This window comes from Janthinobacterium sp. HH106 (assembly GCF_001758725.1).
Taxonomy (GTDB): Bacteria; Pseudomonadota; Gammaproteobacteria; order Burkholderiales; family Burkholderiaceae_D; genus Janthinobacterium.
This window is the reverse complement of sequence record NZ_LRIC01000008.1, coordinates 239,555-261,778: the sequence shown is the minus strand read 5'-3', so window position 1 is coordinate 261,778 and position 22,224 is coordinate 239,555. Positions and strand designations below refer to the sequence as shown.

Annotated in this window: 20 protein-coding genes and 3 tRNA genes; 17 read left to right on the top strand and 6 right to left on the bottom strand. The window is 64.0% G+C overall.

The window, feature by feature from the left end; all coding sequences use genetic code 11:
- Positions 1-188: 188 nt before the first annotated feature.
- Positions 189-264, top strand: a tRNA-Asn gene (locus JAB8_RS05575).
- A gap of 186 nt (positions 265-450) precedes the next feature.
- The gene (locus tag JAB8_RS05570) at positions 451-1,197 is read left to right on the top strand and encodes an alpha/beta hydrolase (RefSeq protein WP_070288804.1); all 747 of its coding nucleotides are present in this window, start codon (positions 451-453) and stop codon (positions 1,195-1,197) included.
- A 12-nt stretch (positions 1,198-1,209) separates the two neighbouring features.
- Here JAB8_RS05570 and JAB8_RS05565 read toward each other — a convergent pair whose 3' ends face one another.
- Positions 1,210-2,154 carry an alpha/beta hydrolase gene (locus JAB8_RS05565; RefSeq protein WP_083287581.1) on the bottom strand — a complete coding sequence of 315 codons (945 nt, stop codon included), beginning with the start codon at positions 2,152-2,154 and terminating at the stop codon, positions 1,210-1,212.
- Positions 2,155-2,351: 197 nt separating this feature from the next.
- Between JAB8_RS05565 and JAB8_RS05560 the strand changes: the two genes are divergently transcribed.
- The 8 genes from JAB8_RS05560 to JAB8_RS05525 all read left to right on the top strand — a co-directional run bounded on the left by JAB8_RS05560 (position 2,352) and on the right by JAB8_RS05525 (position 9,348).
- Positions 2,352-2,678: a Dabb family protein gene (locus JAB8_RS05560; RefSeq protein WP_070288803.1), complete on the top strand. Its 327-nt coding sequence runs from the start codon at positions 2,352-2,354 to the stop codon at positions 2,676-2,678.
- A 73-nt stretch (positions 2,679-2,751) separates the two neighbouring features.
- A tRNA-Asn gene (locus JAB8_RS05555) sits at positions 2,752-2,827 on the top strand.
- A gap of 137 nt (positions 2,828-2,964) precedes the next feature.
- Positions 2,965-3,267 carry a hypothetical protein gene (locus tag JAB8_RS05550; protein WP_070288802.1) on the top strand — a complete coding sequence of 101 codons (303 nt, stop codon included), beginning with the start codon at positions 2,965-2,967 and terminating at the stop codon, positions 3,265-3,267.
- 348 nt (positions 3,268-3,615) lie between these two features.
- On the top strand, positions 3,616-4,275 hold the full coding sequence (locus tag JAB8_RS05545; protein ID WP_070288801.1) for a sugar dehydrogenase complex small subunit: 660 nt from the start codon (positions 3,616-3,618) through the stop codon (positions 4,273-4,275).
- A complete protein-coding gene (locus tag JAB8_RS05540) occupies positions 4,272-5,930 on the top strand; it encodes a GMC family oxidoreductase (protein ID WP_034788982.1) in 1,659 nt (552 codons plus the stop codon). The genes JAB8_RS05545 and JAB8_RS05540 overlap by 4 nt, the downstream gene beginning before the upstream one ends.
- The gene (locus JAB8_RS05535) at positions 5,927-7,405 is read left to right on the top strand and encodes a c-type cytochrome (protein ID WP_254679455.1); all 1,479 of its coding nucleotides are present in this window, start codon (positions 5,927-5,929) and stop codon (positions 7,403-7,405) included. Before JAB8_RS05540 ends, JAB8_RS05535 begins: the two co-directional genes overlap by 4 nt.
- Before the next feature lie 143 nt (positions 7,406-7,548).
- Entirely contained in the window at positions 7,549-7,950 is a 402-nt protein-coding gene (locus JAB8_RS05530) for a GtrA family protein (protein WP_070224166.1), read from the top strand.
- Positions 7,951-8,049: 99 nt separating this feature from the next.
- Positions 8,050-9,348: an NCS2 family permease gene (locus JAB8_RS05525; RefSeq protein WP_070288800.1), complete on the top strand. Its 1,299-nt coding sequence runs from the start codon at positions 8,050-8,052 to the stop codon at positions 9,346-9,348.
- A 68-nt stretch (positions 9,349-9,416) separates the two neighbouring features.
- On the opposite strand, the gene JAB8_RS05520 is transcribed toward JAB8_RS05525, so the two are convergent.
- Positions 9,417-10,124 (bottom strand): GntR family transcriptional regulator, encoded by a 708-nt coding sequence (locus JAB8_RS05520; protein WP_070288799.1) that lies wholly within the window; start codon positions 10,122-10,124, stop codon positions 9,417-9,419.
- A gap of 270 nt (positions 10,125-10,394) precedes the next feature.
- On the opposite strand from JAB8_RS05520, the gene JAB8_RS05515 reads away from it, so the two are divergent.
- A tRNA-Asn gene (locus tag JAB8_RS05515) sits at positions 10,395-10,470 on the top strand.
- Positions 10,471-10,621: 151 nt separating this feature from the next.
- Here JAB8_RS05515 and JAB8_RS05510 read toward each other — a convergent pair.
- Complete coding sequence (locus JAB8_RS05510; RefSeq protein WP_227742012.1) at positions 10,622-11,005, bottom strand: hypothetical protein; 384 nt, start codon at positions 11,003-11,005, stop codon at positions 10,622-10,624.
- Positions 11,006-11,345: 340 nt separating this feature from the next.
- Between JAB8_RS05510 and JAB8_RS05505 the strand changes: the two genes are divergently transcribed.
- A complete protein-coding gene (locus tag JAB8_RS05505; protein ID WP_070288798.1) occupies positions 11,346-12,137 on the top strand; it encodes an alpha/beta hydrolase in 792 nt (263 codons plus the stop codon).
- A complete protein-coding gene (locus JAB8_RS05500) occupies positions 12,134-12,511 on the top strand; it encodes a VOC family protein (RefSeq protein ID WP_070224162.1) in 378 nt (125 codons plus the stop codon). The genes JAB8_RS05505 and JAB8_RS05500 overlap by 4 nt, the downstream gene beginning before the upstream one ends.
- Positions 12,512-12,534: 23 nt before the next feature.
- Here the strand turns inward: JAB8_RS05500 and JAB8_RS05495 are convergent, their stop codons facing one another.
- Positions 12,535-13,233 carry a hypothetical protein gene (locus tag JAB8_RS05495; protein ID WP_254679454.1) on the bottom strand — a complete coding sequence of 233 codons (699 nt, stop codon included), beginning with the start codon at positions 13,231-13,233 and terminating at the stop codon, positions 12,535-12,537.
- Positions 13,234-13,372: 139 nt separating this feature from the next.
- Between JAB8_RS05495 and JAB8_RS05490 the strand changes: the two genes are divergently transcribed.
- The 4 genes from JAB8_RS05490 to JAB8_RS05475 all read left to right on the top strand — a co-directional run bounded on the left by JAB8_RS05490 (position 13,373) and on the right by JAB8_RS05475 (position 20,017).
- Complete coding sequence (locus JAB8_RS05490) at positions 13,373-14,212, top strand: M15 family metallopeptidase (protein WP_070288797.1); 840 nt, start codon at positions 13,373-13,375, stop codon at positions 14,210-14,212.
- A gap of 217 nt (positions 14,213-14,429) precedes the next feature.
- Complete coding sequence (gene tssM / locus JAB8_RS05485; protein ID WP_070288796.1) at positions 14,430-18,251, top strand: type VI secretion system membrane subunit TssM; 3,822 nt, start codon at positions 14,430-14,432, stop codon at positions 18,249-18,251.
- On the top strand, positions 18,248-19,228 hold the full coding sequence (tagF, locus tag JAB8_RS05480) for a type VI secretion system-associated protein TagF (protein ID WP_070288795.1): 981 nt from the start codon (positions 18,248-18,250) through the stop codon (positions 19,226-19,228). Before tssM ends, tagF begins: the two co-directional genes overlap by 4 nt.
- Positions 19,229-19,237: 9 nt before the next feature.
- Entirely contained in the window at positions 19,238-20,017 is a 780-nt protein-coding gene (locus tag JAB8_RS05475; RefSeq protein WP_070288794.1) for an OmpA family protein, read from the top strand.
- Positions 20,018-20,045: 28 nt separating this feature from the next.
- Here the strand turns inward: JAB8_RS05475 and icmH are convergent, their stop codons facing one another.
- Positions 20,046-20,831, bottom strand: coding sequence for a type IVB secretion system protein IcmH/DotU (gene icmH / locus JAB8_RS05470; RefSeq protein WP_070224157.1), 786 nt, complete (start codon positions 20,829-20,831; stop codon positions 20,046-20,048).
- Positions 20,828-22,198 carry a type VI secretion system baseplate subunit TssK gene (gene tssK, locus JAB8_RS05465; RefSeq protein WP_070288793.1) on the bottom strand — a complete coding sequence of 457 codons (1,371 nt, stop codon included), beginning with the start codon at positions 22,196-22,198 and terminating at the stop codon, positions 20,828-20,830. The genes icmH and tssK overlap by 4 nt, the downstream gene beginning before the upstream one ends.
- Positions 22,199-22,224 lie beyond the last annotated feature (26 nt).

Sequence of the window (22,224 nt, the reverse complement as noted above, 5' to 3'; positions counted from 1 at the left end):
CGACGGACTGTTAATCCGCAGGTCCCTGGTTCGAGTCCAGGTCGGGGAGCCAGAATTCGAAAGGCCACGTTGAAAAACGTGGCCTTTTTTGTTTTTGCGCTGTCGGCGGGCAGCTGCTGTCCGGAATAGAAATTTCCCTGGGGGAATCTGGACATGTGCTTGCTTGCCCTATATAATACGGCCTCTTTTCCCTGATAGCTCAGTTGGTAGAGCGACGGACTGTTAATCCGCAGGTCCCTGGTTCGAGTCCAGGTCGGGGAGCCAGAACATCAGCAGTATCGAAAAGCCCAGCCTTCACCGGTTGGGCTTTTCGCGTTTCAGAGCCTGCATGAGGCATCCGTGTCATCACTCTTGATCCCGCGCATAGGCCGCCAGGCACCCGGCGCTATGCTGGAGGCGACAAGGCGCCGGCAGGCCTGTCATCGCCTTCAACTTCCTGGAGGGGCTGAAATGGATGAGGTCACAAGTGTTGGGGCAGCAACGATCGTGCTCGTGCATGGCGGTTTTGTCGACGGGTCGGGTTGGGAAGCCGTTTACCGGGCGCTGCGTGACGAGGGTTGTCACGTTGCCATTGCGCAAAACACAACGCTATCGCTGGCGGACGATGTGGCCGCGACCGGACGGGTCATCGCCGCGTCGCCGGGTCCCGTGGTCCTCGTTGGTCATTCGTATGGCGGTGCCGTGGTCACGCAAGCGGGGAACGATCCCAAGGTCAAGGCATTGGTCTACATCGCGGCGTTTGTGCCGGATCAAGGCGAGTCCGTCGATTCCTTGCTGAAGAATGCCCCGCCTGGCGCACCGGTGCCGCCGATCTTGCCGCCGCACGATGGCTTCCTGTTGCTCGACCAGAAAAAGTTTGCGGCCGCCTTCGCGGCCGATGTGCCCAGGGACAAGGCCCGCTTCATGGCGGCATCGCAAGTGCCATGGGGAGTGGCCGCGCTGACCGGCGTGGTCGGCGCGCCAGCGTGGAGGAGCAAGCCCAGCTGGTACCTGGTGGCGACTGAGGACAAGATGATTGCGCCGGCGATGCAACGCAAGATGTCCGAACGCGCGGGCTCGAAGGTGGTCGAAGTCGCCGGCAGCCATGCCATTTACATTTCGCAAGCCCATGCGGTGGCGACGCTGATCCGCAAGGCCGCCGCCAGCATTGCCGGCGACCAGGCCAACCTGTCCGCTTCCGGGATTGGTGTCCCGTGACGGGGCGTCGTATCAGGACTTCGGCGCTGCATCCAATGTCTTGATGATGGCTTCCTGGAACTGCACCGGTTCATCCTGGTGAATTTGATGCCCGGAATGGTCAAAGAAAAACAGCCCCTTCTTTGGCGCCTTCAATGTTTCAAAATACGCTTGCGTGATCCTGGTCGAGGTCTGGATATCGTTTTTGCCGACGAAGAAATACACGGGGCAGTCAACGCTCTTCAAGGTCCTGGGCAGATCGATGTTCATGACCTCGTTCCAGACTGGCGACCAAGTTTTCGACCATTGAAGAAAGCCCGTCTTGAAGCCCTCGCTCGTGGCAAATTCCTTGCCATCCTTATAAAAAAGCCATTTCCTTAAATAAAACATACTTTCGTCACTTGCAAACGGGAAACTGACGCTGTCCAGTTCCTGGCTGGCGACGGCATTGTCCTTGAAATGCACTTTCAAGGTTTTCAGCAATTCTTTCTCGCTTTCCAGCTGGCTCACGACAGGATTGGACGCGAAATAGGCATGCAGCAGTTCCGGATGATGCTTGACGATATAAAAGCCCAGGACGTTGCCCCAGGAACTGCCCAGCAAGTATATTTTTTCCTGCTTGAGCTCTTTTTGTAGAAACGTGATGACCTGGTACGTGTCCTGCTCCATCTGCGCGACGGAAGGCTGGCTTGGCGAAGGATTCAGTTTCAGGGTTTTTCCTGCATCGCGCTGGTCCCATTGCACAAGCGTAAATCTCTTTTTCAGGATGGCGGTAAACGCATCCGCATTCTTCATCATCGAACTTCCCGGCCCGCCCGATAGAAAGAGAAGAGCAGGCTTGTTGGAGTCATCTGTTTTGATTTCCACAAACTGCTTTATCCCGCCAATGTCAGGAGTCAGCAGCACGTCGATGGCAAGCGGAACGGGTTGTGCTTTACATGCATAAAATGGAATCAAGGCGATGAATAACACGGCCATTATGCTGTTTTTTGTCATGGGCTGGTATGGATGGTTGCTGGCAGGTATGGAGTGTCCATTTAGGATGTTATCCGAATAACATGTTGCATATGAAAAATATCTGCAGCGCGTCCGCAGTGGCGCCATGGCGGGCTGCGGCCTGTGTCTTTTCCCGTTTTGCGCTATCCTGAATGCAACCCCATAGGAGAGTTGCCACCATGACCTGTTCTATCCCGTTGCGCCATATCGTCCTCTGTGATTTTCTTGAGGACATCACACCGGCCAAGCATGCCGAGCTGGTCTATGAATTTTCCCAGCTTAAACATCGCATCCCCGGCGTGCTGCAATTCGAATGGGGGCCGAACGTCAGCCCGGAAGGCCTCGATGACGGCTTTACCGATTGCTTCAGCTTGAGTTTTGCCGATACGCGCGCGCGCGATGCGTATCTGACCCATGCCGCGCACCAGGCTTTTGTCGAGCTGCTTAAGCCATGGCTGGGCCGCGTACTCGTGTTCGACTATCATCCGCAGGAAAATCCGGGCTGAGGTATGCCGCGCATAATTTTTTTCGCGTAAATCTGGACAACTGAAAATTTGCGCTATAGAATGCGGCCTCTTTTCCCTGATAGCTCAGTTGGTAGAGCGACGGACTGTTAATCCGCAGGTCCCTGGTTCGAGTCCAGGTCGGGGAGCCAGAACATCAGCAGTATCGAAAAGCCCAGCCATTACGGTTGGGCTTTTTGCATTGTGACATTGCACGCAGATGTGTCGAAAAGCATCTGTCATACTTGCAGGGCATATTTGCCGCCTCTCGAGGAACACAAGCCTTCCCATGAAGAATATCTGCGCCCTGATGCTGATGCTGGCCGCCGGCATCGTCTATGGGCCCCTTGCCGGCGGCCAGGGACGCCAGCCCTTGTCCGAAGCGAAGGTCAAGCAGCAGATCATCGCCGAATCGATTGCCGCCTATCCGGGGCGCTGCCCCTGTCCCTACCATGCCGCCAAGAATGGCAGCGCTTGCGGAGGACGCAGCGCATGGAGCAGGAAGGGCGGTTATGCCCCCATTTGCTACGAACGCGAAATCAGCAGCGAGATGGTGCGCAAGTGGCGCGAGGAAAATGCTGCGGCGCCGTGACCATTGCCCCGTGCGCAGCGCCTGCAGCTGTGTCGGCGTGGGGGCGATGCCCAAGCGGCCCCATAAATCGTGGTACAGCCTGACCGGCACGAGGCCCGTATGGCCATCGATATCGCCGGGCGTCACCCTCGTGCGATGCCGCTATCTCGCCCCTGGCCAGCACATGTTCTTGCTGGGCAGCCAGCCGGCATCCATGCCGGCATCGCGCAGGGCAAATTCTCAATAGTAATACTACATTGGCAGACAATTTACTTCTGTAGGATAATGTGGAACCGGTTCCATTTATGCGCAAATGCAATGTGGCGCAACCATCGAAGTCAATAAAACAACAAGTCTTGCGGGAGTCTCATGAACTATCCAGGCAGCGAACCATCTGCAACATCCGTTTCATCCCTTCCCCGCATCAGCCGCCGCCACGCCCTGATCGGCCTGGCCGCCTTGCTGGCGCAGGCCGGTTTCTGGAGCAATCCGCTCTCGGCCGCCATGCCGGCGCCAGCCAGCGCTCCGGCGCCCGGCCTGGCGCCCGCCACGATGCTGTTCTACACCTTGTCGCAAACCATCACGGGCCACCGCGATCTGTCCGCCGCGACGGCGGCGCGCATCGAGCAAGCCATGCGCACGAACGTGCCCGGCTTCGCCGAGCGCTTGCCGCAACTGGGCGCGCTGCTCGTCACGGGCCAGGAAGCCAAGGCGCTGCTGGCCGCCGCCAGCGCCGCCGATGCGGGCTTGCGCGAGCTGGCGCTGGCCATCGTTGCCGCCTGGTACACGGGCACCGTCGCCGGCTATGCGGCGCAGGGCACGAAGTCCATCGTCGTCGCGTATGCGGAAGCCTTGATGTACCGCACGGTGGCCGATGGCCAGGTCGTGCCGACCTATTGCAATTACGGCCCCCTGTGGTGGCTGAAGGCGCCGCCGGCCGTGCGCGTCTCCGCGCCCGTGGCGCCCAAACCCGTACCGGCCCCGGCCACTACCGGCACTCCCGAACCGAAAGGCAAGCAAGCAAAATGAAATCACCGCAATTCAAGAGTAATGGCGACGTCGTCGCCGATGTCGTCATCGTCGGCACGGGTGTCGTCGGCGCCATGATGGCCGACCAGCTGGCCGCGCAAGGCCATTCCGTGATCATGCTGGAAGCGGGCCTGCGCATCGAGCGGGGACAAGCCGTGGAAAACTGGCGCAACATGCCGTTCGAGAACCGCGTCGGTTCCGACTTCCAGGGCCTGTATCCGCAGGCGGACAATGCGCCCGCGCCCCTGTATTTTCCGAAGAATAACTATGTGGAATTGTCCGGCCCCAGCGGCAGCAGTTTCCAGCAGGGCTATCTGCGCACGGTGGGCGGCACGACCTGGCATTGGGCCGCGTCGTGCTGGCGCCATTTGCCGTCGGACATGCGCATGAAGAGCGATTACGGCGTCGGGCGCGACTGGGCCATTTCCTATGATGAACTGGAACCCTACTATTGCCGCGCCGAGCAGGAAATGGGCGTGGCCGGCCCCAACGATCCCGCCTTGCAGTCGCCCAGCGAGCGCAGCGCGCCGTACCCGATGGACATGGTGCCCTGGGGCTATGGCGACAAGCGCTTCGCCGAAGTGGTCAACCCGCACGGCTACCGTTCCGTGCCGATTCCGCAAGGGCGTTCGACGCGCCCATGGCAGGGCCGTCCCACGTGCTGCGGCAATAACAATTGCCAGCCGATCTGCCCGATCGGCGCCATGTACAACGGCATCCACCACGTGGAGCGGGCCGAGCTGAAAGGCGCTGGCGTGCTGGCCGAGGCCGTCGTCTACCGCATCGACACGGACCAGAACAATCGCGTCACCGCCGTGCACTGGTACGACGCCAAGAAACAGTCGCACATGGCGACGGGCAAGGCCTTCGTCATCGCCTGCAACGGCATCGAAACGCCCCGTTTGCTGCTTCTGGCGGCGAACCAGAATAATCCGAACGGCATCGCCAACAGTTCGGACCAGGTCGGCCGCAACATGATGGACCACTCGGGTTTCCACTGTACCTTCCTGGCCAATGAACCGATCTGGACGGGCCGTGGCCCCGCGCAAAGCAGCTGCCTGGTGGGCCCGCGCGACGGCGCCTTCCGCGCACAGTATTCGGCCAACAAGATGATCCTGAACAACATCACCAGGGTCGGACCTGCAACGCAGCAGTCATTGAAGCTGGGCCTGGTGGGCAAGGATCTCGACGATGAAATCCGTCGACGCGCCGCGTTCGGCGTGGACCTGTCGATCAGCCTGGAACCGCTGCCCGAAGCGCACAACCGTTTGACCTTGAGCAAGACGCGCAAGGACCCGCTGGGCCTGGCCTGTCCCGACATCTACTATGACGTGGGCGATTACGTGCGCAATGGCGCGAAGGCCGCGCATGCGCAGCTCGAACACATCGGCAAGCTGTTCGGCGCCGTGGAATTCCATATCACCGACAGCCTGAATGCGAATAACCACATCATGGGCGGCGTCATCATGGGCAGTAACCGTCTTGACTCCGTGGTCGACGGCAATTGCCGCGCCCACGACCATGCCAACCTGTGGCTGCCGGGCGGCGGCGCCATGCCATCGGCCAGCGTCGTCAACACGACCCTCAGCATGGCCGCGCTCGGCTTGCGCGCGGCCGACGACATCGCCCGCACCCTGGCAAGGGAGGCTGCATGATGCGCCGTTTCTTGCTGGGCCTGACCCTGGCGGCCGGCTTGCCGCTGGCCGCGCGTGCTTTACCACCTGTGCCGCCGGCGCCGCCCGTCACCCTGACGCCGGACCGTCCGGCCGCGCCGGCCGCAAGCACAGCCGCCAAGCCCGATGCACGGCTGGAGCGGGGCCGCTACCTGGCTATCGCGGCCGACTGCATGGCCTGCCATACGGCGGCGGGCGGCAAGCCGTATGCGGGCGGCTACGCCATCGATTCGCCGCTGGGCACGATCTACGCGACGAATATCACGCCCTCCAAAAAAGGCGGCATCGGCCGCTACACGGAAGCCGACTTTGCGCGCGCCCTGCGCGCAGGCGTGCGCGCCGATGGCAGTCATCTGTATCCGGCCATGCCCTACACCAGCTATGCGCAGCTGACGGATGCGGACGTGGGCGACCTGTATTACTACTTCATGCAGGCAGTCAAACCCGTCGACGAGCCGGCGCGCCAGACGGCCTTGCCATTCCCGTTCAATGTGCGCCTGTCCATGCTGGGCTGGAACACCTTGTTCCTTGACAATAAACGCTTCGTGCCCGATCCGGCGAAGAGCGCGCAGATCAACCGCGGCGCCTACCTGGCCGAAGGGCTGGCGCACTGCAGCGCCTGCCATACGCCGCGCAATATGCTGATGGGGGAGATCGGCAGCCAGACCCTGGCGGGCGCCGCGCTCGGCTCTTGGCATGCGCCGAACATCACGTCCGACAAGGTCAGCGGCGTCGGCGCGTGGACGGATGCGGAACTCACGGCTTACCTGAAGACGGGTCATGTGGAAGGCAAGGGGCAGGCGGCGGGCGGCATGGCCGAAGCCATCCAGAACAGCCTGCAATTTTTGCGCGACGACGACGTGGCCGCCATCGTCGCCTGGCTGCGCACGGTGCCGCCCGTGCGCGCGCAGGGGCAGACCAAGGCTGCCTTCAGCCACGGCAGCGCCGCCAGCGAGGAAGCGGCATTGCGCGGCATGGCCGCTGCCACCGAGCGCCATTCCTTGAATAGCGGCGCCGTGCTGTTTTCCGGCTATTGCGTCAGCTGCCATTCGGCCAACGGCGCCGGCAGCACGGGGCAAAGTTATCCGGCCCTGTTCAACAACACGGCGACGGGCGGCAACACGCCGGCCAACCTGGTCTCGGCCATCCTGTTTGGCGTCGAGCGCAAGATCGAAGGGGAAGAGCACGAAGCGTTCATGCCCCGTTTCGACCAGCGCTCGTACGTGCAGCCCTTGACGGACGAGCAGATCGCCTCGATCGCCAATTACGTGCTGAAACAGTATGGCAACCCGGATGTGTCGGTGACGCCTGCCTACGTGGCGCAGGCGCGCAGCGGCGGCGAAAAACCCGTGCTGGCGCGGGCGCAACCGTTCATGCTGCCGGGCGGCATCGCGGCCATCTTGTTGCTGATCGCGCTGTGCGTGTGGCTGCGCCGGCGCCGTCAAGTCAAGAAATAGGCATCGGAGCCGTGGAGTATCGGCGGCGAATATGAACGTTGGGCGCAACTTGCAGTAAAATGCAGGCTGAAAAATGGTTACGAGCAATCGTAGCCATTTTTTATTCTGGCCCGATCCTGCTATCGTTCATTTGAAAATTGACAATGTCCCATTCCCTGCATCACCAATTCTTGCGTTTCGCCGCCGTCGGCGCTTCCGGCACGGCCGTGCAATACAGCGTGCTGTGGGGCGGTGTGGAATGGGCGGGCATCAGCGCCGCCGCCGCGTCCGGCATCGGCTACATCCTCGGTTCCGTCGTCAACTACCTCCTGAATTACTTTTTCACGTTTAAAAGCGACAAGGGCCATGGCGAGGCGGCCAGCAAGTATTTCACCTTGCTGGGCATCGGCTGGTGCATCAATACGGGGCTGATGTGGCTGCTGGTACACCAGCTGGGCTGGTATTACTGGCTGGCGCAGGTGCTGGCGACGGGCATCGGGCTGGTCTGGAATTTCGCGGGCAGCCGCTGGTGGGCCTTCAAGCCGGCCGGCGCGCCAGGCAAGTAATCAAGTAAGCAAGTAAGCAAGTAAGTAGTTGTTGCAAGAAAAAAAGATGCGCATAGTCCAAGACCAGGCGCGCGGTTTTACCAAAACAAGGGGTTAATCATGCAGTTCCTGGAACGCTATTTCAAACTGAAGGACAACGGGACCAATGTGCGCACGGAGCTGCTGGCCGGCCTGACCACGTTCCTGACGATGGCCTACATCATCTTCGTCAACCCGTCCATCCTCGGTGACGCGGGCATGCCGAAAGACTCCGTTTTTGTCGCCACCTGCCTGGCGGCCGCCATCGGCACCCTGATCATGGGCCTGTACGCGAACTACCCGATCGCGCTGGCGCCGGGCATGGGCTTGAATGCGTATTTCTCGTACACGGTGGTCAAGGGCATGGGCATGAGCTGGGAAGTGGCGCTGGGCGCCGTCTTCATTTCCGGCTGCCTGTTCATTCTGGTCAGCCTGTTCAAGATACGCGAGATGATCATCAACAGCATCCCGCCCGCGCTGCGCACGGCCATTACGGTCGGTATCGGCCTGTTCCTGGCCATCATTTCGCTGAAAAGCGCGGGCGTGGTGGTATCGAACCCGGCCACCATCATCGCGCTGGGCGACTTGCACCAGGCGGCGCCCATCCTGGCCATCCTCGGTTTCTTCATCATCGTCGCGCTGGACCGCCTGAAAGTGCCGGGCGCCATCCTGATCGGCATCCTCATCATCACCATCGCCAGCTTCTTCTTTGGCGGCAACCAGTTCAACGGCATCGTCTCGGCGCCGCCCGCCATCGAACCGACCCTGTTCAAGCTCGACATCATGGGCGCGCTGTCGATCGGCATCGTCAACGTGGTGCTGGTGTTTTTCCTGGTTGAATTGTTCGATGCGACGGGCACGCTGATGGGCGTGGCCAACCGTGCCGGCTTGCTGAAAGACGGCAAGATGGAACGCATGAACAAGGCCTTGCTGGCCGACAGCACGGCGATCGCCGCCGGCGCCTGCCTGGGCACGTCGAGCACCACCGCCTTCGTCGAAAGCGCAGCCGGCGTGCAGGCGGGCGGACGTACGGGCTTGACGGCCGTCGCCGTCGCGCTGCTGTTCCTGGGCAGCCTGTTCTTCGCTCCGCTGGCGCACACGGTGCCGCCGTACGCGACGGCGCCCGCGCTGCTGTACGTGGCCTGCCTGATGCTGCGCGAACTGACGTATATCGACTGGGATGACAGCACGGAAAGCATCCCGGCCGCCATCACGGCGCTGATGATGCCGTTTACGTATTCGGTGGCCAGCGGCGTGGCCTTTGGTTTCATCACCTATGCGGTATTGAAACTGTTGACGGGCAAGGGCAAGCAGGTCTCGGTGGTGGCCTACATCATCGCCGCCATCTTCCTGTTCAAGTTCATCTACCTGGGCGAATAGCAAGTTTGCCTGCAAGCACTGACAAGGCCGCCCGCGCACCAGCAGGGCGGCCTTTTTTTTGGCGCCGCTTACATCAGCAGCGCGGCGACCAGGTCTTTTTTGGCGTCGCCGGCGCTGCCGTCGAAGCGCAAGGCCGCTTCCACGTGCGCCAGGTGCTCGATCATCAGGCGCGCCGCCAGATCGGCGTCGCCGCTGCGTGCCGCATCGAGAAAGCGGCCGTGTTCGTCGCACGAGCAGGCGGCCGCGTGGCCCGACTGGTACAGCATGGTGATGAGCGAGCTGCGGCCCACCAGTTCGCGCACGATGTCGCGCAGAACGGCGTTGCCGGCGATATCGGCCAGCAAGACGTGGAAGTCGCCCAGCAGTTGCGAGCGCAGCGGCGTCGCTTGCGCCAGCGCCAGGCGTTCCGCTTTCAGGTGCCGATCGAGCATCCTGTAGTCGGCAGGTTTGGCCTGCGCGACGAATTCGCGCGCCAGGGCCGCTTCGATGATGCGCCGCGCGGCAAAGATGTCGCGCGCTTCCGCTTCGGTGGGCTGGCTGACGAAGGCGCCCTTGTCGGGCACCATGCGGATGAGTTTGTCTTTCGAGAGAATCAGCAGGGCGGCGCGGATCTTGGTGCGGCTGACGCCATACAGCCGGCACAGCGCCTCTTCGCGCAGCCGCGTGCCGGGCGGCAATTGGCGCGCCACGATGGCGGCCGCCATATGTTCGGCAATTTCTGCCGAGCTGTCGCCGCTGCCGGCCTTGTCTACCAGGGTTGCGCTTGATTCTGTCATGTCGGGTAAGAGCAGTCAGCCAGGGGCAAGGCGAACCTTGCAAGCGCATGTCCGCGCGGCGGCGTGGTTGACGCCCCGCTGCCGGCATGCCGTTGTGCGCCTTGCGTATCGGCAAGGCATGGCTATTCTACTATCTTGCCTGGCTGCGCGCAGACGGGGCCCGCCGCCTGGCGAGGCATGCTCCCTGGCTGCCTGTTTTGCTGGCCATGCAGCAACCATGTAGTAACGACTGGACATGGGAAATTTTGACGTATATAATTCGGCCTCCTTTCCCTGATAGCTCAGTTGGTAGAGCGACGGACTGTTAATCCGCAGGTCCCTGGTTCGAGTCCAGGTCGGGGAGCCAGAACAAGCAGCAGCAAAGGGCCACGTGGCAACACGTGGCCCTTTTGTCATGTGCGCATGGTTTTCATCCATGCTTGCCATCCCGTCAGTGTATCAACGGCCTGCGCGATGCCATCCCGCTGGTGGCAGGGGCACGCGCAATGATGCCCGGATCAGGGATCGACAAACACGTCGAAGCGCACCTTGAGCGGGCTGCCCCAGGAGATTTCCACCCAGGCGCGGAAGCCGCCGTTGTATGGCGCGATGTTATACACGGCCATGCGGGCGGCGCCGATGAAACGGTCCTGGGGATTCGCGCCATATTCGCTGATATTGAGAAATACGCGCGAATTGGCGTGCACATTGGCATTGGCGAAGTTGACCGAAGGATGCACGCCATTGGCCGTCCACGTATAGTAGGTGGTGAAGGCGGCGGGACTCAGGTTCAAGTCCTGTGCGGCCGCGCCTTGGGCGCTTTGGCCTTCCTGCTCCATCGGCGTATCGGTTTCATCCAGTGCCAGGTTGCTGCCGGTGCGATGTTCTACTTTCATTTCCATGATGTACTCCTGATCGATAGTTTGGACGCCGCGCCTGTCGTCGTGCGGCAAGACGCCCTATCTGTGCTGCCGTGACGGCCAGTGTCACGTCCTGGCTGATAAGGTAGCCGCCTGCTCCATGCTGTTGGAGTAATTCATTCTAGGCATACGCGGGGGCGGAAAGCGCGCTGGGCCGCAAGAAAAGCGGCGTGCGATTGTGCTGGCGCAAACACCTTGCAAGCAGGCGGCAAGATATTTTCCCCCAGGCTATTTTTACGGGGCCGCCACGCATGCGGCGCAGGACAATGGCACAATAGGCCCAGTCGACCTGCCGATACGGAACCCGTTGCGAGCCTAGCCCATGCCGATACTGAACCTGAGTGCCGAAACCGATATCTATTACGAACTGATCGAAGGCGACCCCGCCAAGCCCTGCCTGGTATTCCTGCACGAAGGACTCGGTTGCTGTGCGATGTGGAAAGATTTTCCCGCGCAGCTATGTCAGGCGACGGGGTGCCGCGGCTTGCTGTATGACCGTCATGGCTATGGGCGGTCGTCGCCGCTGGCGGCGCGGCGCCAACTCCATTATTTGCACGACTACGCGCTGTGCGAACTGCCGCAAGTGCTGGCGGCACTGCTGCCGGGGCAGGACCATTTTCTCGTCGGCCACTCCGATGGCGGCAGCATCGCCCTGATCTATGCGGCGCAGCAGCCGCCGCGCTTGCGTGGCATCATTACCGAGGCGGCGCACGTGTTTGTCGAAGGCATCACGCTCGATGGTATCCGCGTGGCGGACGCGGCGTTTGGCGCGGGCAAGCTGCGGGCGCTGGCGAAATACCATGGCGACAAGACGGAAACCATCTTCAAGGCCTGGTCGGACACCTGGCTCAGCTACGGTTTCCAGTTCTGGAACATCGAATACCTGCTGCCTTCCGTCGAATGCCCGGCGCTGGTGGTGCAGGGCAGCGAGGACCAGTACGGCAGCGCGGCCCAGGTCGACACGATCGTGGCGCAGGCCCTCAACGCCATGCCCGCCATGGTCGAGCAGTGCGGGCATACGCCGCACCAGGAGCAGCCGCAGGCATTGCTGGCGCTGATGGAAGGTTTCTTGCAAGGCCGCATGGACGCGGCCGCTCACCCGAAAACTATATGATAGACCACCTCGATCATCTGGTATTGACCACCCGCGACAAACCGGCCTGCATCGATTTCTATACGCGCGTGCTGGGCATGCAGCTGGAAACGTTCGGCACCGGCCGCCATGCTTTCAAGTTTGGCGCGCAAAAGATCAATCTGCATGAAGCCGGCAAGGAATTCCTGCCCAAGGCGGACCTGCCCACGCCCGGCGCGCTGGACCTGTGCTTCATCGCGGCCGTGCCGCTGGACGTGTTCATCGCCCATCTGGCGGCGCTGGGCATTGCCATCGAGGAAGGACCAGTGTCCCGCACGGGCGCCAATTGGCCCATCCGCTCCGTGTATCTGCGCGACCCGGACCGTAACCTGATCGAAGTGTCCGAGCGCGCCTGAGGTTTCATGCGGCGCCCAGGCGTTCAATGGCAGGCGGGATCGCTGTCCCAGCGGCCCGAGCAGATGCGCGAACGGCACAGCATGCCTTCGATCAGGCCCAGCTGCTGACAGCGCCGCAACAGTTCCGCCGTGTCCTGTTCCTGTCCCTGTTCCTGTCCCTGCTCCTGCCTGCGCAGCACCACGTCGCGCACGGGCGGCGCCATGCCTTCCTGCCGGTGCGCATGGGCGACCATCGCCGTGAGCAAGGCGACGTCGCTGTCGCCGGATGCGGCGGCCGGTTTCGCTCCCTGTGGGCGGGCGGCCGCCTGGCGCGCGGGCGGCGGCGTCTTGGGCGGCGCGCTTGCTGTGGCGGCGACCGCAGCAGGCAAGGGCGGCGCCGCCGTGTTGACGATGGTGGCCGCCTGTGCCGCGTGCGGCAGCGCCGTTGCTGCTGGCGCGGGCGGAATCTCGGTCATGGCTGTGGCGGGCGCCGGCGGCAGGGGCGGCACCTCCGTGTCGTAGGCAAGCACGGCCATGATCAGCGCCGCCAGGCACAGGGCGCCGGCGGCGCCGTACCGCCAGCCGGGGCGCCAGCGCGGGGCCGGCATGGCTGCGGGCGCGGCGGCGCCGTGCTCGAGTTGCGACAGGATGCCCTTGCCTTCGATGCGCGCGCCCGCCGCGCCGGCCTTGCTCAGCAGGTCAGGACCGCGCGCCTGGCCATCTCCGGTTTTCAGTAAAGACAAAATATCACCTCCGCAATGGATCAAATTCGACTGACCTTGATGTAAACCGCGCTCATGCGGGCCGCGGACGCCTACGATCTAACGATACCGCCGAGCAATGGATTGCCCGGCCCCGCCGATTCCCGTCACGGAGCGCCCCATGTTTGTCGCCCTGGTCCTGATGTATTTCCTGCTCGCCTGTCTCGCTTGCTGGCTGCTGCTGTTTCCCGGCGGCCGCGCCATCGTGCTGCATACGCTCGTCAACCTGGGCTGGCGCATGCAGCGGCGCGCGCAAGGGCTGCAGCGGGGCGGCGGCGCGCAGTGGCAGCGCGTGCAGCAGCACACGGGCTCGGGCATGGCACGCGCCTGGCAATTGCTGTGGCGGCATCGCTGGCTGAGCCTGGCAGGCAGCGTGCTGGTCATCGTGCCCCCGCTGCTGGCCTGGCTGTCCAGCGACCGCATCGCCCTGCGCGGCTATGCCGACCAGCAACACGTCATCAATGACCAGGTCAGCGACTTGCTGAAGGGCGAACAGCTGGTACCGCCACCGACCTTGCCGCCGCTGCTGTTTTCCACTGCCGAAGTCACGCAGCTGCGCCCGCTGCTGGGCGGCGCCAGCCGCAACTGGCAATTGCTCGACCACGATTTCGCGCAACGCCTGCTGCTGGTCTTCAAGATCATGAAGGAGGTGCATGGCTATGACATGGTCTTGCTGGAGGGCTATCGCAGCCCCGCGCGCCAGGACCAGCTGGCGGCGGCAGGCCCGAACGTGACCAACGCGAGGGCGTTTCAAAGCTATCACCAGTACGGCCTGGCCGCCGATTGCGCATTCATGCATGAAGGAAAGCTCATCATTTCTGAAAAAAATGCCTGGGCCATGCGCGGCTACCGTTTGTATGGCGTGACGGCCGAATCGGTAGGCCTGCGCTGGGGCGGGCGCTGGACCATGATGGATTTTGGCCACACGGAATTGCCGCAACCGCGCGGGCCGGGCAAGTAAGCCGCGCCAGCCATTCTAGCGCCGCGTACCGGCCTGAATTTCACCGCTGCAAGCTTACTTGCGCAGCGTCAATTGCACACCGGCGCGGGCCGTGCGCTGGCACCAGGTACTTGTCGTATGTCAACAAAGGCGCGCCGCATTGCTGTCAGCATGGGCCGAATCCGCCTCGCTGCGCGGCGGCGTTCCTCCTGTTTTGCGACCTCACCCTGGGCTCATCATGCTGCGACGACTCTGGCATTTCCTCACCGACAGCCGCAATCTGACCATCTTCGGCTTCGTGGCGCTGGCCGTGTCCCTGTACCTGGGCGCCGAGGTGCTGGAAGTGGCGCTGATCTGGGCGCTGGCCTTGCTGCTGCTGGCTTTTGTCACGTGGCTGGGCCTGTGGCTGTGGCGCCGTCGCCGCGCGCGGCGCAATGCGCAGGAGCTGGGCCAGGCCATCCTCAACGAGGCCGAGATCGCCGCCGCGCAGGCGGCCTCGTCCTCGAGGGCCAGCAACACGCAGCAGGGCGAACTCGACGCCGTGCGCACGGGCATGCTGGCCGCCATCGAGACCATCAAGACATCCAAGCTGGGCCTCAAGTCGGGCGCCGCCGCCCTGTACGAATTGCCGTGGTACATGATCATCGGCAATCCGGCCGCCGGCAAGAGCAGCGCCATCCTGCATTCGGGCCTGCAGTTTCCTTTCGCCGACGGCAAGATCGTGCAGGGCGTGGGCGGCACGCGCAACTGCGACTGGTTTTTCACCACGGACGGCATCGTGCTCGACACGGCAGGGCGCTACTCCGTCGTCGACGAGCACCGGGGCGAGTGGTTCGGCTTTCTCGACCTGCTGAAAAAATACCGGCGCAAGGCGCCCATCAACGGCATCCTCATCGCCGTCAGCATCGCCGAATTGAAGGGCGACCCCGACGTCGGCATGCAGCTGGCGCGCAGCCTGCGCAAGCGCGTGCAGGACGTCATCGAGCGCCTGGAAGTGTTCGCGCCCCTGTACATCGTGTTTACCAAGGCGGACCTGATCGCCGGCTTCACGGAGTTTTTCGCGGACGCCGAACGCAGCGAGCGCGAGCGCGTATGGGGCGCCACCATGCCCTACCAGCGCAAGCTGCCCACGGCGGACTTGCTGAGTTTTTTCGACCAGAGCTTCGATGAATTGCACGATGGCTTGACGGAGCTGAGCCTGGCCAACATGGCGCACCGGCAACGCAAGACGATGGCGCCCGGCGTGTTCACCTTCCCGCTGGAATTTGCCGCCATCAAGCCGGCCCTGCGCGCCTTCATCGCCACCCTGTTCGAGGAAAACCCATTCCAGTTCCAGCCCGTGTTCCGCGGTTTTTACTTGACCAGCGCGCTGCAGGAGGGCGAGCCCGTCAGTGCCTCCTCGCAGCAGGTGGCGCGCCGCTTCGACCTGGCCTTCGCGCCGGCCCCGGCCACGGCGCCATCGGGCGCGCGCCAGCATGGCTATTTCCTGCTGGAGTTGTTCCGCAAGGTGATTTTTGCCGACAAGCACCTGGTGGCCACCTATGCCAACCGCGCCAGGCTGCGCTTCAAATATGCCGTGTTCTTTGCCGCCACCGTGTCGCTGGGCGCCTGCCTGGGCGGCTGGAGCTGGTCCTACCTGGGCAACCGCCAACTGGTGGCCAACGTCGAAGCCGATCTGAATAAAGTCGTGAAGCTGCAGGAGAAACGCCTGGACTTGCAATCGCGCCTGGAAGCGCTCGAAATACTGCAGGACCGCATCGAGCAGCTGGAAGCGTACCGGGAGCAAAGGCCGTGGTCCTTGCGCCTGGGCCTGTATCAGGGCGATTTACTGGAGCGCAAGCTGCGCGAGGAATATTTCGCCGGCGCGCGCCAGGTCATGCTGACCCCCGTGGCGGGCGCGCTGGAAGCCTTGCTGTTCGAGATGAACGCCAGCGCCGACCAGCTGCAGCCCGCGGCGCGCACGCCGCAGACGCCGGGCGCCGCATCGCCCGCTGCGGCGCCCGCCGCGCCGCGCAGCGTGCAATACCAGGCGGCCAGCGCGACGAATGTGGAAGACGCTTACAACGCGCTGAAAACCTATCTGATGCTGGCTGACAAGACGCATGCGGAAAGCAGCCACCTGAACGACCAGATGACGCGCTTCTGGCGCGGCTGGCTGGAGGGCAACCGGGGCGCCATGCCGCGCGAGCAGATGATACGCAGCGCCGAGCGGCTGCTGACGTTTTACCTGGCGCAGATCGGCGACCCGTCCTGGCCGCGCATCGAGCAGAAGCTGGCGCTGGTCGACCAGGCGCGCGAAAACCTGCGCCGCGTGGTGCGCGGCATGCCGGCGCGCGAGCGCGTGTATGCCGACATCAAGGCCCGCGCCTCGACGCGCTTTCCCGGCATGACGGTGGCGCGTATCGTCGGCGAACAGGATCAGGCCCTGCTGGCGGGCAGCTATGCCGTCTCCGGCGCCTTTACGCGCCAGGCCTGGGAAAAGTTCGTCGAGGGCGCGTTTCGCGACGCCGCCAATCGCGAACTGCAAAGCGCCGACTGGGTGCTGAAAAGCGCCTCCACCGACGACCTGACCCTGGAAGGCAGTCCGGAGCAGATCGAGAAAAACCTCGTGGCCATGTACAAGGCCGACTACGCGCGCGAGTGGCAAAAATTCGTGCAGGGCGTCGCCGTCGCCGACCTGAAAGGTTTTGACGGCGCCGTGCAGGCGATGAACCGCCTGGGCGACCCGCAGTCGTCGCCGATCGCCAAACTGCTGACGGCAATTTACGAAGAAACTTCGTGGGACAACCCGGCGCTGCAAAATGCCCAATTGAGCAAGGCTGAGAGGGGCATCATCGCGTGGTTCAAGGAAACGGTGCTGCGCCGCGCGCCGTCGCAGCTGACGGCCAGTCCCGGCGTCAATGCGCAGCTCGATCCGGCGCGCCTGGACAAACCGATGGGCCCCGTGGGACGCGAATTTGCCGGCGTGGGCAAGCTGGTGGCGGCCAGGGACAACAATGCCTCGCTGATGCGCGCCTACCTGGAAGCGCTGTCGAAACTGCGCAGCCGCTTGAACCTGCTGAAGAACCAGGGTGACGCAGGGCCGGGCGCGCGCCAGTTCATGCAGCAGACCTTGGAGGGCAGCGGCTCCGAGCTGGCCGACGCCCTGAAACTGGTCGACGAGCAGCTGCTCACGGGGATGAGCGACGCGCAAAAGCAGGCGATACGCCCCATCCTCGTGCGCCCGCTGATGCAGACCTTTGCCGTCATCGTCGCGCCGGCCGAACTCGATATCAACAAGACCTGGGCGGTGCAGGTGTACGAACCGTTCCAGAAATCGCTGGCCAACAAATATCCGTTTGCCCCAAGCGCGCGCATCGAGGCGAGCAACCTGGAGATCGGGCAGTTCTTCGGCCCGGAAGGCCTGGTGGCGAAATTCGTCACGACGTCCATGGGGCCCCTGGTGGTGCGGCGCGGCGACGTGCTGGCGCCGCGCACCTGGGCCGACATGGGCATCAGCCTGTCGCCGCAGGTGGTGGCGCGCTTCCCCGGCTGGATCGCGCCGCTGGGCGCGGGCGGCGTGGCGGCCACGTCGACGGCGGCGCAAACCGTGTTCCAGATCCAGCCGTCGCCCGCACCGGGCACGCTGGAATACACGGTGGAGATCGACGGCCAGCAGCTGCGCTACCGCAACACGCCTGCGCAGTGGACGAACATGGTCCATCCGGGGCCGCAGGGCGCGGCGGGCATGCAGGGGGCGCGCATCACGGCCGTCACCTTCGACGGACGCACGGTGGAACTGTTCAACGAGCCGGGGCAGTTCGGCTTGAAGCGCATGATCGATGCGGCGGCCAAGAAGCGCAAGGACGGCGGCGTGTTCGAACTGCGCTGGACGCGCGGCGAGGTGGCCGTGGCGGTCGACCTGAAAATCACCAGCAGCGCGGAAACGACGGCGACGGGTGCGGGCGGAACTGCGGCGGTGCAGGAGCAGGGCTTTCGCGGCATGCAGCTGCCCGAGACCATCGTGGGTGCTCCGGCTCCTGTGCCGGTCATCGCCGCGGCTGCGGGAGTGTCGCCATGATGCGCGCGCAACAGCAGGTGCGCCTCGGTTACTTCGGCAAGATCCCCGCGCGCGGCGATTTCATCAAGGCTTGCGACAATCACGCGCTGGTGCAGCTGCTCGACGACTGGCTGGCGCAGGTCATGACTGCGCTGACGGTGGAACCGCGCTGGAAGCTCAATTACGACGCCTTGCCGCCGCTGCGCTTTGCCTTCGTCGGCATGCGCAGCCGGCGCGCCATCGCCGGGCGCCTGGAAGCGAGCAACGACCAGTCGCAGCGGCGCTTTCCCTTCATGGCCATGGGCGCGCTGGAAATCGATGATGCTGAAGCCTTCGTCGGCTGCAGCCCGCTGGCGCTGGCGCCGCTGTGGCAGCGCGTGGAGCAGCTGTCGCAAGGCATCGTGGCCAGCCCGGAGCCGGGTCCTGCCTTGCTGGCGCTGGCTGGCAACGTGGTGGAGGTCGAACCGGCCGCGCCTGAGCACGCGGCACGGCTGGCCGCCTTTTTGCAGGCGCAGACCGTGCATGGCCTGCAAACGATGCTCGCTTCGCCCGCGTTCCCCGTGACGGTGCGCGAATTGCTGCTGGGCCTGGGCCTGCTGCTGCAGCCGGTGCGCCGGAGCGGCTTGCCGCGCCTGGAAAAAAGCCTGGTGCTGCCGCTGCCGCAAGACGCGCAGCTGCGCGACCTGGTGGCCAGCTTCTGGCTGCATCTGATCGCGCCTTTCCTGCGCCAGGCCGATTTCGAACTGGCGCTGTTCTTTTCCCACCTCGACGAGGCGCCCGTGCTGGTGATCGGTTTTTGCGGCGCCGACCCGCATGGCTTGCGCGCGCTGATCGATCCGCAGGCCGGCAGCGAACGGCTGATCATCTTCGACCAGCTCGACTGGGTCGAGGAGCAGCTGGGACACGCATCGGCGCTGCGCCGGTTGTCCGCCTGTTTGCAGCAGGAGCAGCTGTCGCTGCGCTCGGCCTGCGCCATGTTCACGGATACCTTTACCTGAGGGATTGCGATGAAACCAACCGTTTTCTTCCTGCTGCAGCTTGCCGCCACTGCCTGCCACGCCCAGGCGCAAGCGCCGCAGACGCCGATGCCGGGCCAGATCCTCGTCACGGGCACCCTGGCCGACGAGGCGGGCAAGGCGGCCGTGCTGGGCCGCCTGCGCGAACTGTATGGCGCCGAGCGCGTGGTCGACCAGATCAGCATCGGCAATGTGGCGGTGCCGGCCAACTGGAACGGCTACGTGCAAAAGCTGATCGCGCCGAACCTGAAGCTGATTTCACGGGGGCAGATCAGCATAGCCGGCAACAACGTCAGCGTGCGCGGCGAAGTGGCGAACGAGGCGCAGCGCCAGCAGATCGCCAGCGATATCGCCACCAGCCTCAATCCCACCTACACCGTCAACAATGGCTTGCGTGTCAAGGCGGCCGAGGCCGAGCAGGGCTTGCTCGATGCGGCGCTCGATAAACGCATCATTGAATTCGACAGCGGCAAGGCCACCATCACGCCGGCCGGCCAGGCCATCCTCGACGAGATGGCGGCCGCCATGCTCAGGCTGCGGGGCCGCAAGGTGGAGGTGATCGGCCATACGGACGACACGGGCCTGCGCGCCAGCAACGTGGCCCTGAGCCAGGCACGGGCCGAAGCCGTGCGCGCCTACCTGGCCAGCAAGGGCGTCGCGGCCGATACCGTGCTGGTGTCGGGCCAGGGGCCGGACCGTCCCGTGGCCAGCAACGCCACGGCTGATGGCCGGGCGAGAAACCGGCGCATCGAGTTCCGCATTGCTCAATGAAGCACGCGTAATGGGACATGCGCAATGATCAGGGCAGAGTAATGGTCAGGTGCGCGGGCCGCGGCGCCAGCTTGACCAGGTCCGCATACGCGGCCAGGGTCGTTTGCGTGCCGCGCGTCAGATGCGTTTTCAGACCGAGGTAGGCGCAGATGGCCAGCAGGGCGAAAAAGCTCGACAGCGCCCACAGCGGCACGTCGCTGCCGCGTTTGTTGACCACCTGGTCGGGGCGTTCCGCGCGCGGCGCGAAGCCGCGGCTCTTGCCCTTGATGTGGGCGATCTCGTCGCCCAGGCGCGCCGTCAGATAGCTGAGTTTTTCGCCGCCGTCGATCGCATACTTGCCCTGGAATCCCAGCAATAAACACATGTGGAACACCTGCAGCGCCTGCACGCGCATGGCGCCCTTGCCGCGCAAGGCGTCGAGGCGGTCGAAGAAGTGTTCGCCGGCCAGCTGGTCGCCGAAGATCAGCAGCTGCAGCGGGCGCCGCTCCCACTGCTTGCGCAGGGCGAACGGCGAGGCGAGGATGATTTCATCGACGGCCGCGCAGAACGCATACTTGGCCGCCTCGATATCGTCGCCATCGGCGCGGATCTTCTTCGCTTCGCGTTCGAAGTCGTCGAGGAAGGCCGTGATGCGGTCCATGAAGCTTTGCTCGTCGCCGGGCGCCGAACCGTGCTTCAGCATGAACAGCATGTAAAAGCCTTCGTGCATCAGATCCAGCAGGGCGCTGCCCGCATGCCGGCTGCTGCCTGCCGGGGCGGCGCCGCGTGGTCCCAGCAGGGAGGGCGCCGCGCGCCGTTCGATGAGCTGGCTCATGCCGTCACCGCGATCAGTTCCAGCTGCAGGTCGCGTATGCCGGCCGGCACGTAGACGGAAATCGACTGCGCCTTGAGCATCTGCTCGTACAGCGCGCCGCGGTTTTCAATCGCAAAATAATAGGTGTCGGGCCGCACGGGAATGGCCGCCGGCACTTGCGGCGCATGCGACAGTTTCAGGCCGGGCATGGCCGTGAGCACGCATTTTTCCACGTCGTCGGGCGCGCCTACTTTCACCCGCAGCGGCACCACGTCCACCAGCTCGACGGCGGGCATGGCGGCGCGTATCGCCAGGTACAGGGTGGTGTGCTGGTCGATCTTGCCCGAATCGAGCTTGCCCAGGTAGTACGAGGGCTTGTCTTCCAGCAGGGCGATGGAAAAATACTTCGACGAGATGACGGTGTCGAGCAGTTCGCGGATGATCGCGTCGATGGCATCGAAGCAGGCGCCCGGCTGCGCGTGGTCGTAGGCGGGCAGGCTGGCCAGGGTGTAGTGCTTGGAGTAGCTGAGCAGGCCGCCCGCCAGGCCCAGCAGCGCCTCGTACAGGCGCTCCGGATGCAGGGCCGGGTGGCGCACATAGTGCATCAGCGCGGCGGCGGCCGTGCTGACCGTGTGCAGCAGCCAGAACGAGGACACGTCGCCCGAGCGGAACTCGATCACGTTGCGGCTCGGTTCGCGGTGGTGGCCGTGCAGCGCGCTCACTTTCGCCTGCAAGGCGTCGAGCAGGTGTTCCAGCACGCCTTGCAGGCGCGGCGCGCCGGCGATCGCCAGGCTGGGCGCCATGAACGAGGGCAGGGGTTCGAAGCCGCCCGATACCGTGCGCCGCAGGGCGATCAGCGGCAGGCAGTCGTAGGAGCCGCGCGCCTCGCTGTCGGGAATCAGGCGCACGGTCTTTTTCAGATAGGCCACGTCGGCCACGGCGGACTCCGTAAACAGGTCGGGCGTGGCGTGCATGGCGTGCGCGAAGCGCGTGGCCGCCGGCGTACCGGCGTTTGACGCCTGCGCCGTGTAATTCACGCCTTCGCGGTTGAGGATGGGCAGGGCCGCGTAATACGTCACTTCCTGCACCGCCGGCGGCAGCGCTTCCAGGTCCACCGGCGGGGGCAGGATATCGCTGCCGGGCGCGCCGTCGCCCAGCGCCTCGAACACTTCGCCGTCGCGGAAGATGGCCGACAGGGCCTGCAGGCGCAGGGTGCCCGTCTTCAGCGCCGCCAGGTCCCACTCCATGTGCGCCACGCCCCACAGGTAGGGATGCAGCGCGCTGGCCGTGTGATGCAGGCGCGCTTCGTGATACTGGTCCTGGCGCTGGAAATGCTGCGGCCGCAGGAACAGGCCTTCTCCCCACAAGACTTTCGCTGCCATGCCCATCTCGTTTCTCCTTGAATGTGTGGCGT